Below are 15,928 nucleotides of genomic sequence, written 5' to 3'. Positions count from 1 at the left end.
AATGAAGACAGAATGCAATTTGCGCCGATGATAGTGTGCGATCACATAAAAGCATAGTTAAACTGGGCGAGAGCCTGTTGTTGCGAGCATTGCACCATGACTGATAAACTATCCGCTCATACCACTCCTGTTTTCCAGAGCTTCGCGCCGCCAATCCGCGAGCAGACACCTTTGCGCAAGGTCATCACCGATGCCTATCGCCGGCCTGAGGCTGAATGCGTGTCTGCGCTGGTTCAGCAGGCGGCCCTGCCTGAGGAAACGGTTAAGCAGGTTCGCGAAACAGCGCGCAAGCTTATCGAAGCGCTTCGTGCCAAGCACAAGGGCACAGGCGTTGAGGGGCTGGTGCATGAATATTCACTGTCGAGCCAGGAAGGCGTGGCGCTGATGTGCCTTGCTGAAGCGCTGCTGCGTATTCCGGATATGGCAACGCGTGATGCGCTGATCCGCGACAAGATTTCAAACGGCGATTGGAAGTCGCATGTTGGCGGTGGTCGTTCGCTGTTCGTCAATGCTGCGACATGGGGCCTTGTTGTCACCGGAAAGCTTACCAACACCGTCAATGATAGCGGTCTTTCGGCAGCTCTCACACGCCTGATCGCCCGTTGTGGCGAGCCAGTCATCCGTCGCGGCGTGGATATGGCCATGCGCATGATGGGCGAACAGTTTGTGACTGGTGAAACTATTGATGAGGCACTGAAGCGCGCAAAAACGCTGGAAGAACGCGGGTTCCGTTATTCCTACGACATGCTCGGTGAAGCAGCCACGACTGCTGCCGACGCAGAACGTTATTACAAGGATTACGAGACTGCGATCCACGCGATCGGTCGCGCTTCCGCAGGTCGCGGCATTTATGATGGTCCCGGCATTTCGATCAAGCTTTCAGCACTGCACCCGCGTTATGCGCGCGCGCAGAGCGAACGCGTCATGGATGAGTTACTTCCAAAGGTGAAGGCGCTCGCAGCCCTTTCCAAGAAGTACAATATCGGCCTCAACATCGATGCTGAAGAAGCAGACCGTCTGGAGCTTTCGCTCGATCTTCTGCAGAGCCTGATTGAAGATCCTGATCTGGCTGATTGGGAAGGCATCGGCTTCGTGGTGCAGGCCTATGGCAAGCGCTGCCCGTTTGTGCTTGATTTCATTATCGATCTTGCCCGTCGCAACAATCGTCGCGTCATGGTTCGTCTCGTCAAGGGCGCTTACTGGGATGCCGAAATCAAGCGCGCGCAGGTTGATGGCCTTGAAGATTTCCCGGTTTACACCCGCAAGGTTCATACCGACGTTTCCTACATTGCTTGCGCCCGCAAATTGCTTGGCGCCCGTGATGTGATCTTCCCGCAGTTTGCAACACATAATGCGCAGACGCTTGCCACGATCTATCATCTGGCAGGCCCGGATTTCCAAACCGGCTCTTATGAATTCCAGTGCCTGCATGGCATGGGCGAGCCGCTTTATGACGAAGTTGTCGGTGCATCGAAGCTGGGGCGTCCAGCTCGCATTTATGCGCCGGTTGGTACGCATGAAACGCTGCTGGCCTATCTGGTCCGTCGTTTGCTCGAAAACGGTGCGAACTCTTCCTTCGTCAATCGCATTGGCGACAAGAGCGTGTCGGTTGATGAATTGATTGCCGATCCTGCGGAAGTCGTTCGTTCGATGGCCGTGGTCGGTGCGCATCACGACCAGATTAACCTGCCACAAGACCTTTATGGCATTCGCAAAAACTCGGCAGGTTTCGACCTTTCCAATGAAGAGCAGCTGGCGGAACTGAGCGAAACGCTCAAAGCCAATGCTACGCGCGTCTGGACTGCGGAACCGCAGGTTGCGGGTGCCAAGGTCAAAGGTGAATGCCGTCCGGTTCTTAATCCCGGCGATCATGCGGATGTCGTGGGTACGGTTACGGAAATCGCCGCCGACGATGTTGCGCAAGCAATGAAGGCGGCTGAGAAGGCAGTTGCAAGCTGGTCCAAAGTTTCGCCCGCTGATCGTGCGGCCTGTCTTGATCGCGCGAGCGACATCATGCAGCGTGAAATGCCGGAACTGCTTGGTTTGATTATGCGTGAAGCTGGCAAGTCCATGCCAAACGCGATTGCAGAAGTACGCGAAGCCATCGACTTCCTGCGTTATTATGCCGAACAGACCCGCCGCACACTGGGCGTTGCGCACAAGCCGCTTGGCCCGATTGTCTGTATCAGCCCGTGGAACTTCCCGCTGGCAATCTTTACCGGACAGATTGCGGCAGCCCTTGTTGCCGGCAATCCGGTTCTGGCAAAGCCTGCTGAAGAAACTCCGCTGATCGCAGCGCAGGGCGTTCGCATTCTGCACGAAGCTGGCATTCCAGTTGATGCTTTGCAACTTTTGCCGGGTGATGGTCGCATTGGTGCAGCCCTTGTTGCAGCACAGGAAACCTGTGGCGTGATGTTCACCGGCTCCACCGAAGTTGCTCGTCTCATTCAGGCGCAACTTGCCTCGCGCCTGCTGCCAAATGGCAAGCCGATCCCGCTGATTGCGGAAACAGGCGGCCAGAATGCCATGATCGTGGATTCGTCCGCTCTTGCCGAGCAGGTTGTGTTCGACGTGATCGCTTCAGCTTTCGACAGCGCCGGTCAGCGTTGTTCGGCTCTGCGCGTTCTTTGCCTGCAGGAAGATGTTGCGGACCGCATCCTGACCATGCTCAAGGGCGCGCTCAAAGAACTGTCCATCGGCCGCACTGACAAGCTGAAAGTGGATATTGGCGCTGTTATCACGGCGGAAGCCAAGGACATCATCGAAAAGCACGTTCAGACGATGCGCGATATGGGCCGCAAGGTGGAGCAGCTGCCGCTTGGGCCGGAAACGGACAAGGGCACCTTCGTTGCCCCGACCATCGTCGAGATCGACAGTCTGCGCGATCTGAAGCGTGAAGTGTTTGGCCCGGTTCTTCATGTGGTGCGCTACAAGCGTGATGACATGGATCGTTTGATCGATGACATCAACGCAACCGGCTATGGTCTTACCTTCGGTCTGCATACGCGTCTTGATGAAACTATCGCTCACGTTTCTGATCGCATCCGCGTCGGCAATGTTTATATCAATCGCAACGTTATCGGTGCGATTGTAGGCGTCCAGCCTTTCGGTGGCCGTGGTCTGTCCGGCACGGGCCCGAAGGCTGGCGGTCCTCTCTATCTCGGTCGCCTTGTTGAAACAGCGCCAATCCCGCCGCGCATGGCTTCGGTTCACAGCGATGCAGCACTCAACGATTTCGCAAAGTGGCTTGGCAATCGCGGCATGAACGAACTGGCGCAGGCCGCTCGTGAAACCGGCAGTGCTTCCGCACTGGGTCTGAATATCGAGCTTCCGGGGCCGGTCGGTGAACGTAACCTCTATGCGTTGCATCCACGTGGACGCATTCTTCTGGCTCCGCGGACCGAATCCGGCCTTTATCGTCAGCTGACCGCAGCACTGGCTACAGGCAATGAGGCTGTCATCGATGAGACTTCGGGCCTGCGCAATGTTCTGAAAGACTTGCCTGCAAGTGTCGCTGCGCGTGTTGTCTGGACAAAGGACTGGCAGGCAGATGCACCTTTTGCAGGAGCGCTTGTTGAAGGAGAGGGCGAACGCCTGATCGACATTAACAAAAAGCTGGCAGCATTGCCCGGACCATTGGTTTTGACACAGGCAGCAAACACTGCACAGCTTGCGCAAAATGCAGACTGCTACTGCCTGAACTGGCTGCTTGAAGAGGTTTCGACCTCCATTAACACAACAGCCGCAGGCGGCAATGCGAGCCTGATGGCGATTGGTTGACAGCATATTTTGATCACGCGCAAGAGGCGGCCTTCGGGCCGCCTTTTTGTTTAAAATAACAGTAGATGGCTTGTTAGAATGGAATTATTGGATTGTTTTTATAATTTTCAGAATAAAATTTACAAACGACATTGACACAGTGGTTTAAAAGGCAAAGACTGTGCACAGGCTTGCAAAAAGCTACAGCGTGGAGGCGCTGCATAACAAGTGGAGTTAGAGCGCAGATCTGATGCAATCATATCGAACGCGCTCTAAAGGGAGGAATATGATGCGTTCGGCACTTATGGTTGCGGCGTTTGCCGCTGGCGTTTCTTCATTTGCATTTCCGGCTCTTGCTTCGGGCAATCTTAACCTCATCTGTTCGGCAGATGTGGTCATCTGTGAGCTGATGAAGAACACATTTGAAAAAGACACCGGTATCAAGGTGAATATGGTTCGCCTGTCTTCCGGGGAAACCTATGCCAAGGTGCGTGCTGAGGCGCGCAATCCGAAGACCGATATCTGGTGGGCCGGCACCGGTGATCCGCATTTACAGGCTGCTTCTGAAGGTCTGACGCTTGAATATAAATCGCCAAAGCTCGACGAATTACAGGATTGGGCAAAGAAACAGGCGGAAAGCTCTGGTTTTCGTACCGTTGGCGTTTATGCCGGTGCGCTCGGCTGGGGCTATAATACCGAACTTCTGAGCAAGAAGGGCCTGAAAGAGCCACTTTGCTGGGCCGACCTGCTTGATCCGTCCTATAAGGGCGAAATCCAGATGGCCAATCCGAACTCTTCCGGCACGGCCTATACTGCGCTGGCCACGCTTGTTCAGTTGATGGGCGAGGATAAAGCTTTTGATTATATGGCAAAGCTCAATGCCAATGTTTCGCAATACACCAAGTCGGGTTCAGCGCCCGTAAAGTCGGCTGCGCGTGGTGAAAATGGGATCGGCATTGTGTTCATGCATGATGCGGTTGCGATGACTGCCGAAGGCTTCCCGATCAAGTCCATCGCGCCGTGTGAAGGCACTGGCTATGAAATCGGCTCCATGTCGATCATCAAAGGTGCCAGAAATCTCGACAATGCCAAGAAATGGTATGACTGGGCGCTGAGCGCCGAAGTGCAGTCGAAGATGAAGGATGCAAAATCCTTCCAGCTTCCATCGAACAAGAACGCCGAAGTTCCAAAAGAGTCGCCGCGCTTCGAGGATATCAAGCTCATCGACTATGATTTCAAAACCTATGGTGAGCCAGCCAAGCGTAAGGAAATTCTGGACCGCTGGGACAAGGAAATTGGTGCAAAGGCCAATTAAGGCATAGCCCCACTCTCCGTTATAGCGCTCTCGCCATTATGCTGGCGGGAGGCGGATAATTGCATCCACTTTGCGGCAATGCCCGAAGCAGGAAAGCGGATAAATCATGAAACAGCATAATCGCAGGCTTGATGTGGTTCTGGCGCTGGCTTTGGTCGCGTTCCTCATTCTGCCATGGTATCGCGTCGAACAAGGCTTTTTTTCCTTTAGTTGGGTAGAAGGATTATTCAGCGAAGCTGATCTCGCTCCAGCTATTCTCCAGATTTTTGCATATAATCGGTTGTGGCTCGCTGTTCTTGCAGTGCTGATGCTGGTGTGTGCTTTTGCGCGTTTTGCAGTGCCTGCTGAAAGGCGCACAATGGTTTTGATCGTTGCCAGTCTGCTTGGCGTCGGTTTTCTGGCCATTCAGGGATTGGCAATCGGCTTTACTGGCTGGAACTGGGCCATAAGTGAAAACCTGTTGGGCCAGCTTGCTGAAGGACAACCAGCTTTTGGCGCGGGTGCCGTGCTGACTGGCCTATGCTTTCTTCTGATTTTTTCGTTCAGTCTTGCTGAACGTGGGGTGATGAAAGGGGACGCATTTGTTGTCTCCTCCATCACCTTGCTGGTCGCACTTGTCAGCGTCTTCGTGTTTTATCCGATTTTCAGCATGTTCAGCGCGTCCGTGCAGGATTTTGACGGGTCATTCAATCCGGATGGCTTCATTGCCAATATTCAGGATTCTTCAATTTGGAGCCTTGCCTGTGTGATTGGTGAAGGCCGTTGTGGTGTTGCATGGCGCACGCTCTGGCTGGCATTGATGACCGCGTCCGGGGCAACTCTTCTGGGGCTGGCTTTCGCGCTTGTTGCAACGCGCACGGGCTTTCCGTTCAAGAAAGGGCTGCGTATTCTCACGGTACTGCCGATCATTACGCCACCCTTTGTTATTGGTCTGGCGTTGATCCTGCTTTTCGGTCGCGCTGGCGTGGTGACGGAACAGATTTCCAACCTGTTTGGTGTTGAGCCTGGCCGCTGGCTTTATGGTCTTACAGGGATATGGATCGCGCAGGTGCTATCCTTCACGCCGATCACCTTTCTGGTTCTGATTGGTGTGGTCGAAGGCGTGTCACCTTCCATGGAAGAGGCATCGCAAACCTTGCGTGCTGATCGCTGGCGCACCTTTAACAGAGTGTCGTTGCCATTGATGGCGCCGGGGCTTGCCAATGCGTTTCTGATTTCCTTCATCGAAAGCATGGCCGATTTCGGCAATCCGATGGTTCTGGGTGGCAGCCACGGCGTGCTTTCGACCGAGATATTCTTTGCCGTAGTGGGTGCGCAAAACGATCCATCGCGTGCTGCCGTTCTGGCGATTGTGCTGCTCTGCTTCACGCTGTCTGCCTTCCTCATTCAGCGTCTGTGGCTGTCCGGCAAAAACTTTGCAACCGTTACCGGCAAGGGCGATTCCGGCATGCATGCGGGCTTGCCACATGGGTTGAAGGTCGGTGTCTATGCCCTTGTTATTCCATGGATGGTCTTCACCGTCGTTGTGTACCTGATGATCCTGATTGGCGGGTTCGTGCGCACGTGGGGTCTCGATAATTCGTTGACATTCGATCATTATCGTCGTGCTTTTTCGGTTGCATGGACGGATAGCGGATTTGCATGGACGGGTGTTGCCTGGAACTCGTTCTGGACGACGATGGAAATATCGCTGATCTCGGCACCGCTTACCGCCGCAGTCGGTCTGCTCACTGCCTATCTGATCGTGCGACAACGCTTCTTTGGGCGCAACGTGTTTGAGTTTGCACTGATGCTGAGTTTTGCCATTCCGGGTACGGTCATTGGTGTCAGCTACATCATGGCCTTCAACCTGCCGCCGCTTGAAATGACCGGCACGGCGCTGATCCTGATTGCCTGCTTCGTGTTCCGCAATATGCCGGTTGGCGTGCGCGGTGGTATCGCGGCCATGAGCCAGCTCGACAAAAGCCTTGATGAAGCATCGCTCACGCTGCGTGCAGGCAGTTTCCGCACCATCCGCAAGGTGATCCTGCCGCTTCTGCGTCCGGCGATTACTGCGGCTCTGGTCTATTCCTTCGTGCGTGCGATCACATCAATCAGTGCCGTGATCTTCCTTGTTTCGGCGGAATACAACATGGCGACCTCTTATATCGTCGGTCTCGTCGAAAATGGCGAATTCGGTGTGGCGATCGCTTATTCATCAGCCTTGATCGTCGTGATGGTTGTGGTCATCGCAACCTTCCAGCTTCTTGTCGGCGAGCGCCGGTTGCGGCGTGAAAACCGTGTTGCCACGCTTAAGCTGATCAAAACCGTTCAACAGGAGAAAGCCGTATGACCACGATCCGTCCCGGCTCCGTGACCTTTCAAAACATAACCAAGAAGTTCGGCAACTTTACCGCTTTACCCGATCTGTCGCTGACGGTTGAACCCGGTACGCTTGTCACGCTGCTTGGCCCTTCGGGTTGCGGTAAAACCACGACCCTGCGCCTTCTGGCAGGGCTGGAGCATCCGACATCGGGCCGCATTCTGATCGGTGGCAAGGATGTAACCATGCTACCCGCCAATGAGCGGGATGTGTCCATGGTGTTTCAGTCCTATGCGCTGTTTCCACACATGAGTTCGCTCGATAACGTCGCTTACGGACTTGAATCTTCCGGATTAAAGAAGAAGGAGGCGCGTGAGCGGGCCGAGGAAGGGCTGAAGCTCGTTGGCCTTGCCGGTATGGGGCATCGCCTTCCGGCCGAGCTTTCTGGCGGGCAACAACAGCGTGTAGCCGTGGCCCGCGCGCTGGTGCTGGAGCCGCAGGTGCTGCTGCTTGATGAGCCGCTTTCCAATCTTGATGCGCGTCTGCGCCGCCGCGTGAGAACTGAAATCAGGGAACTCCAGCAACGGCTTGGTTTTACAGCAGTTTATGTCACCCATGATCAGGACGAAGCTTTGGCTGTGTCCGATACAATTATTGTCATGAAAGACGGCGATATAGCGCAGCAAGGCAGTCCGCGGGATCTTTATGAGTCTCCCGCATCTGCCTTCATCGCAGACTTCATGGGCGAGGCCAACGTCGTGCCCTGTGAAGTCGTCAGCGCAGAAAATGGAGAAGCTGTCATTCGTATCGGAAAGCTCAGTCATCGTCTTGCGTCATCACATGCAAGGCTGGGACCAGCACAGCTGGCGGTTCGCCCAAATGCGGTGAGCCTGCAGGCTCAGAGCGGCGGAGATTTCCCGGGACGCGTCGCGCATTCCGCCTATCTCGGTGATCATATCGAATATGAAATCGAGACCGAACACGGCAAGCTTTTCATCGTCGATCCGGCTGTGGAAGAAGCGCTTCCGCCACAAACGGAGGTGGCGATCCATTTCAAGCCGCGCGGCCTTGCCATCATCAATCAGTAGGCGCATGAACCATGCGCCTTTATTCCCTCGGACTGGAAACCAAGCATGACATCAGACATTTCAAAAGAGCTTGAAGCACGGTTTAAGCTTGCGCAGGACATTGCGCGCGAGGCAGGTGCACTGGCACTTGATTACTTCAATCGTCGCGAGACGCTGGTGATTGAAACCAAGCGTGATCCGCAGGATGTGGTGTCCATCGCTGACCGCAATGTCGAGCAGTTGATCAATGAACGTGTATCGGCAGCTTTCAGCGACGATGGCTTTTTGGGCGAGGAGTATGGGCTGCATGTGGGCAGCTCAGGCTATACATGGGTGGTTGATCCCATTGATGGCACCAGCCCTTTTGTCAACGGAATGCCGAACTGGTGCGTTTCCATTGCCGTGCTGAAAGATGGCGAGCCGGTGATCGGTGTTATTCAGGCGCCATGCTTTGACGAGCTTTACGCATCCGCCAAGGGGCAGGGTGCAACGCTTAATGGCAAAAAGCTTGTGCTTGATGAAACGCGTACAATTCGCAACGCGGTGACGGGCATTGGCGCCAATAATTACGTAACGCCGCAGGTTGTTGCGAAAATTGTGGAAGATCTGCTTGAAGCAGGCGGTACATTCATCCGTAATGGCTCTGGTGCACTGATGATTGCCTATGTGGCAGCAGGCCGCTTGGTGGGTTATTACGAGCCATACATGCACGCTTGGGATTGTATGGCGGGTTTTTGCCTCGTCCGCGAAGCAGGCGGCTATGCGCATCCATTCCCAACGGAAGGGGAGCAACTGACCAAGGGTAGCAAGGTTTTTGTTGCAGCACCGGGTGCTGTGAATGATCTTAAAAAGGTTGCACAGCTTTAAAAAAAACAAGCCCCGGAAATCCGGGGCTTATCTTTATGTTGATGGGTTATCGCGCTTATAAATCCAGTCGTGATCAGGGTGGTTTTTAAATCGCCATTTGCGGATGGGACCGGCCATGACGTTGAGATAATACATCTCATAACCATAGGGCGCGCCGCATGGGTGATGCCCCTTTGGCACCAGAACGACATCGCCGTCAGAAACGGCCATGGTTTCATCGAGACTGCCATCTTCGGTGAAGACCCGCTGAATACCATAACCCTGCGATGGGTTGAGGCGATGATAATAGGTTTCTTCCAGATAGGTCATATCCGGGAAGTTATCTTCATCATGTCGATGCGGTGGGTAGGATGACCAGTTGCCCTGTGGTGTGAAGACTTCCGTTACCAGAAGGCTGTCGGCGACATCCCGGCCTTCCATGGCAATGTTGAAGATGTTGCGGGTATTCGCACCGTGTCCACGCGTATCGAATGTCAGCCCTTCCGGTCCGAGTTTTTGCGCCTTGCGGCCCGGTTTGCCGGGTGCGGTGCAAACAGCAAGCACGCAATCGGTTGTTGCTAACGCATCCCAGTCGCTTTCAGCGGGCACATAAAGACAATGCGGAGCGAGTTTTTCAAACACGCTCATCCGCTCGCCCATTTCGCCGAAATCTTCTCCAGATGCTTTGAGCCTTGCCTTGCCTTCGACCAGCACCAGAATGACTTCCCGGTCGCCGGTTTTCTCGCTTGCGGTTTCACCTGCTTTCAGACGATAGAGGCCAAAACCGACATAGCCCCAATGGGCGCTTTCCGGCGTGATGTCGTGTACTTTACCATGCTTGCCATTGGGTTTGCGTAACAGATTGGCCATAGCTCAGTCTCCTTTGTCTAACCCTGCTTCGCGCGCAAATGCTTTGAGCGATTTCAGCCCTAGCGACTGATATTCAAATGGATTGCGCACATCTGGGTCCTGCTCGGCTTCGATCACAAGCCAGCCGTCATATCCATGTTCGGCCGCAATCTTGAGCACTGGAACGAAATCAACGCCGCCTTCAGGATCACCGGGAACCGTGAATACGCCGCGGCGCACACCTTCCAGAAAGGACAGGCTCTGGTCGCGTACCTGTGCCGCAACCGTAGGGCGCACATTCTTGGCATGGATATGCCGGACACGTTTCATATGGTTCTTTGCAACGCGTTCAGGATCAGCGCCGCCAAACAGGCAGTGGCCGGTATCGAGCAGCAATTTGGCATGTGGGCCGGTATGTTTCATCAGAAGGTCAATCTCGTCTTCGCTCTGAACAATCGTGCCCATATGATGGTGATAGACGAGTGCAATACCCTGTGCGCTCGCATATTCGGCCAGTGCTTCTACACCTGCACCAAACTCTGCCCAGCGTGCTTCTTCCAGCACTGGACGTTCTAAGAGCGATTTGCTCTCGTCGCCATGAATGGCGTTCGACGTTTCGCAAACGATGATGACCTTGCAGCCCATGCCGTTCAGAAGATCAAGCGTCGGCTGCATGGCAGCCTTCTCATCCTCAACGGAATTGGTCAGAAGATTGAGTGAATGCCAGCCAGAAACGTAACGCAGATTGCGTGGTTCGAGTACTGCTTTAAGTTCCGCTGCAACCTGCGGAAATTTATGACCTTTTTCGATTCCGTCGAAGCCGATTTTTGAAGCCTCATCAAGGCATTGATCAAGGCTTATATGCGCGCCAAGGCTGCGATCATCATCGTTTGACCAGGCAATCGGGTTGGTGCCATAGAGGATCATCGGTCAGTTTCTTTCTTTGATCTGAGCTTCATAATTTTCACGCGCGGCGCGTACTTCGCCGCGGTCCGAGACTTCCGGCACAGCCACGTCCCACCACCAGCCGCCGGTTTCAGGCGTCGGGTAAGGATCGGTATCGATGACGATAACTGTGGTGCGCGGGCTGTTGCGCGCTTCCGCCAGCGCATCTTCCAGTTCACGGATAGAGCCGACTTTTTGACTCACGGCACCCATCGCAGCCGCATGGGCTGCGAAGTCGATGTTGAATGCATTCACATGGGTTGTGTGGTCGAGCAGATTGTTGAACTCGGCACCGCCGGTCGCCATTTGCAAACGGTTGATGCAGCCATAACCGCGATTATCGGTCAGCACGACAGTGATCTTGATGCCCATCATGACCGCGGTAGCCAGCTCCGAATTGGCCATCATATAGGAACCGTCGCCGACCATCACGATGATGTCGCGATCTGGTTCAGCCATCTTGATGCCAAGTCCGCCAGCAATCTCATAGCCCATGCAGGAGAAGCCATATTCCATGTGATAGGACATCGGGCGACCGGCTTTCCAGAGCTGGTGTAATTCACCCGGCATGGTGCCAGCCGCGCACATGACGACGGTATTTTCTTTTGACTGACGCTGCACTGCGCCGATCACCTGCATGTCTGTGGGAAGCTGGTTGGCATCACCGGGGGTCGCCGTGAAACGGTCCGCTGCTTCAAACCATTTATCTTTTAGACTGCGGTCGAGGGAGGGGCGTTTATAGCCCTTCAAAGAGTGCGACAGTGCCTCCAGCCCGATCTTCGCATCTGCAACAAGCGAGATCGAACCTTGTTTGTGACTGTCATAAGGTTGAACATTGAGCGAGAGCAGCTTTCGGCCCGGATGTTTGAACAATGCCCACGAGCCAGTGGTGAAATCCTGAAAGCGTGTTCCCACCCCAATGACCAGATCGGCGCTTGCTGCAACTGCGTTGGCACTGTCTGCACCAGTAACGCCGACCGGACCGAAATTGAGCGGATGATCCCAAGGCAAAGCCGATTTGCCTGCCTGTGTTTCGATAACCGGAATATTGTGGGTTTCTGCAAAGCTTTTCAGTGCTTCATGGGCACCCGAATAATGCACGCCGCCGCCCGCAACGATAACCGGGGTCTTGGAAGCTTTAATCGTGGCAATTGCGGTTGCCAGCTCGTGTTCATCGGCTGGCGGTCGCCGCCAATGCCAAACCTTTGGCGCGAAGAACTCTTCCGGCCAGTCATAGGCTTCGGCCTGCACATCCTGACAGAGAGACAGCGTGACAGGTCCGCAATCCGCAGGATCGGTCATTGTGCGGAACGCGCGCGGCAGGGCAGTGAGAAGCTGCTCGGGGCGGGTTATGCGATCAAAATAGCGGCTTACGGGGCGGAAACAGTCGTTGACGCTGACCGTTCCATTGTTGAAATCCTCGATCTGCTGCAAGACGGGATCGGGACCGCGATTGGCGAAGACATCGCCGGGAATGAACAAAACCGGCAGACGATTGACATGGGCGAGTGCCGCCGCTGTGACCATATTGGTTGCGCCGGGGCCGATCGAGGAGGTGACAGCGCAAGCGCGTTTGCGACCGAGTTGTTTGGTATAGGCGATGGCCGCGTGCGCCATGGTCTGCTCATTTTGACCGCGCCACGTCACGAGCCTGTCGCGAATGCCATGCAGTGCCTCGCCAAGCGCCGCCACATTGCCATGGCCAAAAATCGCCCAGACACCAGCAATAAAGGGCTCGCCTTCGGGTGTCATCTGATTGGCAATATAGCGCACGAGAGCCTGTGCCGCTGTCAGTCGAACGGTGTTCATCTTTCCTCCCAGCGGAAATCCGCTTTCTCGTATTTCAGATTCAGGCCTCCACCTGTTTCCGAGATGCGTTTATTTCTGTCGCAGCCTATCCCAAAGATCGCAGAAACCGCGATAACGTTTTGCCATTTCGCCAACGGCATCCGTATCGCTTATCTTATCCGCAAGCCATTGCCGCGCGACATCGCCCAGAATGGTTCGACCAACGGCAAAGCCCTTCACCAGATCAAAATTGGCAGCAACTTTCAGGCTTGCTTCGAGTTCTTCCGCAGGCGCATCAAGCCCTAGAACGACAATGCCGCGCGTATAAGGATCATTGCGGGTTATGGCATCGCAGGTGTTTTGCCATGCCTGTTTCGTCGTAAGCGGTTCAAGTTTCCACCAGTCCGGATAGACGCCAATTTCATAAAAGCGTTCTATGACTTTGGCGGTGCTCATGTCATCGACAGGGGCAACCTTGGATGGAATGACTTCCAGCAGGAACTCCAAGCGATTACGCCGAGCGGCAGTGAAAAGCCGCTGCACGGTTTCTTCCTGCTGCATTTTCACAGTGTCACTGTCATCCGGGTGATAAAAGCAAAGCACTTTCACGACGTGCTCAAGCGGCCATTCAACAAGACCGCCGCAATCGGGACCGAGTTCGGGTTCTAGTTCCAGTGGTCGCGAGCCGGGCCATTCAGTTGGGCGTCCGATCCAAAGGCCAGTTCCAGCAGCACGATAAAGCGCGTCGCGCCCAAGCCTGCTGTCACAAAGGATGCCGTAGCCGTTTTGCCCGTCTGAAACCTCTAATGCAGCATTCAGGCACAATTCTTTGAATTGTCCGATTTTTTCATCGCTCGCCCCGGCTTCATGCGCCATCTCTTCAAGCTGAATACGATGATCAAAAGCGAAGACCCTGATATGTGGCCAGTCGCCGTTGCGGTTGGTTGACCAGTGCACCTGTTCGAGCGCCTGATCCTTGCGCAAGGCCTTGTCTCGAATGCCGCTTCGCAAGAAATATTGTAGCTCCTCCCAGCTTGGATAAGCAGGGGTACAGCCATGACGCGATACGGCAAAGGCACCACAGGCATTGGCGAACTTCAGGCTGGTCGGCCAGTCTTCCCCCTTTAGCCAGCCGCGCAAAAGGCCAGACATGAAGCCATCACCCGCACCAAGCACGTTGAAAACTTCAATCGGAAAGCCTTCACCCGATTGTCCCTCGTCGAGATTGTCGGGAATGTTGCCTTCAAAAACCACAGCGCCCATCGGCCCGCGCTTACAAACCAGAGCGGCCTTGGTAACTTCGCGAACGGCTTTGAGCGCCTCAAGCGTATCGGTCGAGCCGCCCGCGATATGAAACTCTTCCTCGGTACCGACGATGAGATCAAACAGGTGCAATGTCGATTGCAGCTTCTTGGTGACGGCAACGGATTCTATGAAGCGGTTCTCACCATCACCATGGCCGGACAGTCCCCAGAGGTTGGGGCGGTAATCAATATCGAGTACCGTGCGGCTTTGATTTTCTCGCGCCAGCTTCAAAGCTTTGAGTACTGCTGCTTCCGTGCGCGGATGCGACAGGTGCGTGCCGGTTGCCAGCACGCATCCGGCCTCGGCAATGAAGTCTGGATCAATATCATCCTCGCAAAGCGCCATATCGGCACAGTTCTCGCGATAAAAGATTAATGGGAAATGTTCCTGATCGCGGATGCCGAGGATGACAAGTGCTGTCAGACGCTGCGGATCGGTAACAATGCCGCGTGTATCCACGCCTTCACGCGCAAGTTCGTTGAGCAGAAAGCGCCCCATATGCTCGTCACCCACGCGGGTTATGAGGGCAGATTTGAGACCCAGCCTTGCAGTGCCTGTTGCGATGTTGGTGGGGGAGCCGCCAACATATTTGTTGAAGGATGACATGTCTTCCAGAAGACCGCCAACCTGTGCGCCATAAAGATCTACCGAAGATCGGCCAATCGTAATCAAATCCAGCCGCTTCATGAAAGCCCTCCCTGGCGCATGTTTGTTTTATAGCTTGGAATGGCTGCTCGTGACTCAAAAGGCGCAGCAACCGTTCTATTTTTTATTAAAATAGATTTATTATTCCATTTCAACTGAAAGATAGAATGGTGATCTGCTTTTACGCGAGATTACGTTTAAGACTGGCGTGACGTGCCGACAGCCACTGAAAGCGTGATGGCGAGACAAAGCGTTGCCGAAAGCGAGCGGAACGCACCAAAATCAACTTCCGAAACAAGCAAAGACTGTGTGGCAAATCTGCTCATGGGGCTGACAATCGTGTCGGTGATCGCAATAACATCAATGCCACGCGCATGTGCACTTTCTGCCATAGCGATTGTTTCAGGGGAATATGGTGAAAACGAAATGGCAATCAGTACATCTCCTTTGCGGATTGCGTGCTGGTTTTCGAGCTTGCCGACAGTGCTGTGCAGCATGGCCGGAACCTGCATTTTTTCAAGCGCATAGGCGAGATAGCTTGCAACCGGAAATGCCCGGCGAACGCCAATAATATGGATGGTCTCAGCACGCGCGAGACGTTTGACTGCATCTTCCAGCGCTTGCGGCTCAATGGTTTTCAGAAGACTTTCAAGCGATGTGCGTCCCGCTTCAGCAAACTCCGCCAAAAGGGCGGGGGGGCTGCCAGCTGCGGTTTCGCGCAGATGTTCAAGACGCGTGGAATAATCGGGCCAGCCACCAGCATAGGATTCGCGAAACAGCTTCTGCATTTCCGAAAAGCCGGAAAAACCCAATATCTGGCAAAAGCGCATGAATGCCGAACTCTGAACGCCTGCGCCTTCTGCCATTTCAGCGACCGTCGAAACAGCAATGCGATCCTGATTGGCTGCCACAAAGTCCGCGCATTGTTTCAGGCGCTTGGGCAGGCGGTCTGCGACTTCGAGCAGTCTTGCCTCGAAGTCCTTGACACTGGAAGGTGCATTTGGTTGCGCAGCAGGGGCTTGTTCGGTGTGCATCGCCATCCTTTCAGACACGGTCTCTTGACATCCTGTATATCACAATCTAGCAAAATAGAATAAATATTCCATT

10 protein-coding genes are annotated in these 15,928 nt (G+C 54.4%); 5 read left to right on the top strand and 5 right to left on the bottom strand.

Features of this window, described 5'->3' with window-relative positions; translation table 11 throughout:
• Positions 1-96: 96 nt before the first annotated feature.
• From putA to ABE527_RS09875, 5 genes are all read left to right on the top strand, one after another.
• Positions 97-3,780, top strand: coding sequence for a trifunctional transcriptional regulator/proline dehydrogenase/L-glutamate gamma-semialdehyde dehydrogenase (putA, locus tag ABE527_RS09895; RefSeq protein WP_499696812.1), 3,684 nt, complete (start codon positions 97-99; stop codon positions 3,778-3,780).
• Between the two features lie 268 nt (positions 3,781-4,048).
• The gene (locus ABE527_RS09890; protein ID WP_265984311.1) at positions 4,049-5,074 is read left to right on the top strand and encodes an ABC transporter substrate-binding protein; all 1,026 of its coding nucleotides are present in this window, start codon (positions 4,049-4,051) and stop codon (positions 5,072-5,074) included.
• A 106-nt stretch (positions 5,075-5,180) separates the two neighbouring features.
• Complete coding sequence (locus ABE527_RS09885; protein ID WP_499696811.1) at positions 5,181-7,406, top strand: ABC transporter permease; 2,226 nt, start codon at positions 5,181-5,183, stop codon at positions 7,404-7,406.
• Positions 7,403-8,464, top strand: coding sequence for an ABC transporter ATP-binding protein (locus ABE527_RS09880; protein ID WP_265984309.1), 1,062 nt, complete (start codon positions 7,403-7,405; stop codon positions 8,462-8,464). Before ABE527_RS09885 ends, ABE527_RS09880 begins: the two co-directional genes overlap by 4 nt.
• 45 nt (positions 8,465-8,509) lie before the next feature.
• Complete coding sequence (locus ABE527_RS09875) at positions 8,510-9,310, top strand: inositol monophosphatase family protein (protein ID WP_499696810.1); 801 nt, start codon at positions 8,510-8,512, stop codon at positions 9,308-9,310.
• A gap of 33 nt (positions 9,311-9,343) precedes the next feature.
• Here ABE527_RS09875 and iolB read toward each other — a convergent pair whose 3' ends face one another.
• The 5 genes from iolB to ABE527_RS09850 form a co-directional block, all read right to left on the bottom strand.
• On the bottom strand, positions 9,344-10,159 hold the full coding sequence (gene iolB / locus ABE527_RS09870; protein ID WP_499696809.1) for a 5-deoxy-glucuronate isomerase: 816 nt from the start codon (positions 10,157-10,159) through the stop codon (positions 9,344-9,346).
• A gap of 3 nt (positions 10,160-10,162) precedes the next feature.
• Complete coding sequence (gene iolE, locus ABE527_RS09865) at positions 10,163-11,065, bottom strand: myo-inosose-2 dehydratase (protein ID WP_499696808.1); 903 nt, start codon at positions 11,063-11,065, stop codon at positions 10,163-10,165.
• Between the two features lie 3 nt (positions 11,066-11,068).
• Positions 11,069-12,892 carry a 3D-(3,5/4)-trihydroxycyclohexane-1,2-dione acylhydrolase (decyclizing) gene (gene iolD / locus ABE527_RS09860; protein WP_499696807.1) on the bottom strand — a complete coding sequence of 608 codons (1,824 nt, stop codon included), beginning with the start codon at positions 12,890-12,892 and terminating at the stop codon, positions 11,069-11,071.
• 69 nt (positions 12,893-12,961) lie between these two features.
• Positions 12,962-14,863 carry a bifunctional 5-dehydro-2-deoxygluconokinase/5-dehydro-2-deoxyphosphogluconate aldolase gene (locus ABE527_RS09855; protein WP_499696806.1) on the bottom strand — a complete coding sequence of 634 codons (1,902 nt, stop codon included), beginning with the start codon at positions 14,861-14,863 and terminating at the stop codon, positions 12,962-12,964.
• A gap of 155 nt (positions 14,864-15,018) precedes the next feature.
• Positions 15,019-15,855, bottom strand: coding sequence for a MurR/RpiR family transcriptional regulator (locus ABE527_RS09850; protein WP_265984302.1), 837 nt, complete (start codon positions 15,853-15,855; stop codon positions 15,019-15,021).
• Between the last annotated feature and the right edge of the window lie 73 nt (positions 15,856-15,928).

This window comes from Brucella sp. TWI432 (assembly GCF_039674445.1).
GTDB classification, from domain to species: domain Bacteria; phylum Pseudomonadota; class Alphaproteobacteria; order Rhizobiales; family Rhizobiaceae; genus Brucella; species Brucella chromiisoli.
The sequence above is the reverse complement of the archived record's forward strand: the minus strand, read 5'-3'. Positions and strand labels throughout refer to the sequence as shown.

Bases quoted from the DNA above. Each gene is read 5' to 3' on its own strand.
- putA (WP_499696812.1), top strand. From the start codon at position 97: ATGACTGATAAACTATCCGCTCATACCACTCCTGTTTTCCAGAGCTTC.
- ABE527_RS09890 (WP_265984311.1), top strand. From the start codon at position 4,049: ATGCGTTCGGCACTTATGGTTGCGGCGTTTGCCGCTGGCGTTTCTTCA.
- ABE527_RS09885 (WP_499696811.1), top strand. From the start codon at position 5,181: ATGAAACAGCATAATCGCAGGCTTGATGTGGTTCTGGCGCTGGCTTTG.
- ABE527_RS09880 (WP_265984309.1), top strand. From the start codon at position 7,403: ATGACCACGATCCGTCCCGGCTCCGTGACCTTTCAAAACATAACCAAG.
- ABE527_RS09875 (WP_499696810.1), top strand. From the start codon at position 8,510: ATGACATCAGACATTTCAAAAGAGCTTGAAGCACGGTTTAAGCTTGCG.
- iolB (WP_499696809.1), bottom strand. From the start codon at position 10,159: ATGGCCAATCTGTTACGCAAACCCAATGGCAAGCATGGTAAAGTACAC.
- iolE (WP_499696808.1), bottom strand. From the start codon at position 11,065: ATGATCCTCTATGGCACCAACCCGATTGCCTGGTCAAACGATGATGAT.
- iolD (WP_499696807.1), bottom strand. From the start codon at position 12,892: ATGAACACCGTTCGACTGACAGCGGCACAGGCTCTCGTGCGCTATATT.
- ABE527_RS09855 (WP_499696806.1), bottom strand. From the start codon at position 14,863: ATGAAGCGGCTGGATTTGATTACGATTGGCCGATCTTCGGTAGATCTT.
- ABE527_RS09850 (WP_265984302.1), bottom strand. From the start codon at position 15,855: ATGCACACCGAACAAGCCCCTGCTGCGCAACCAAATGCACCTTCCAGT.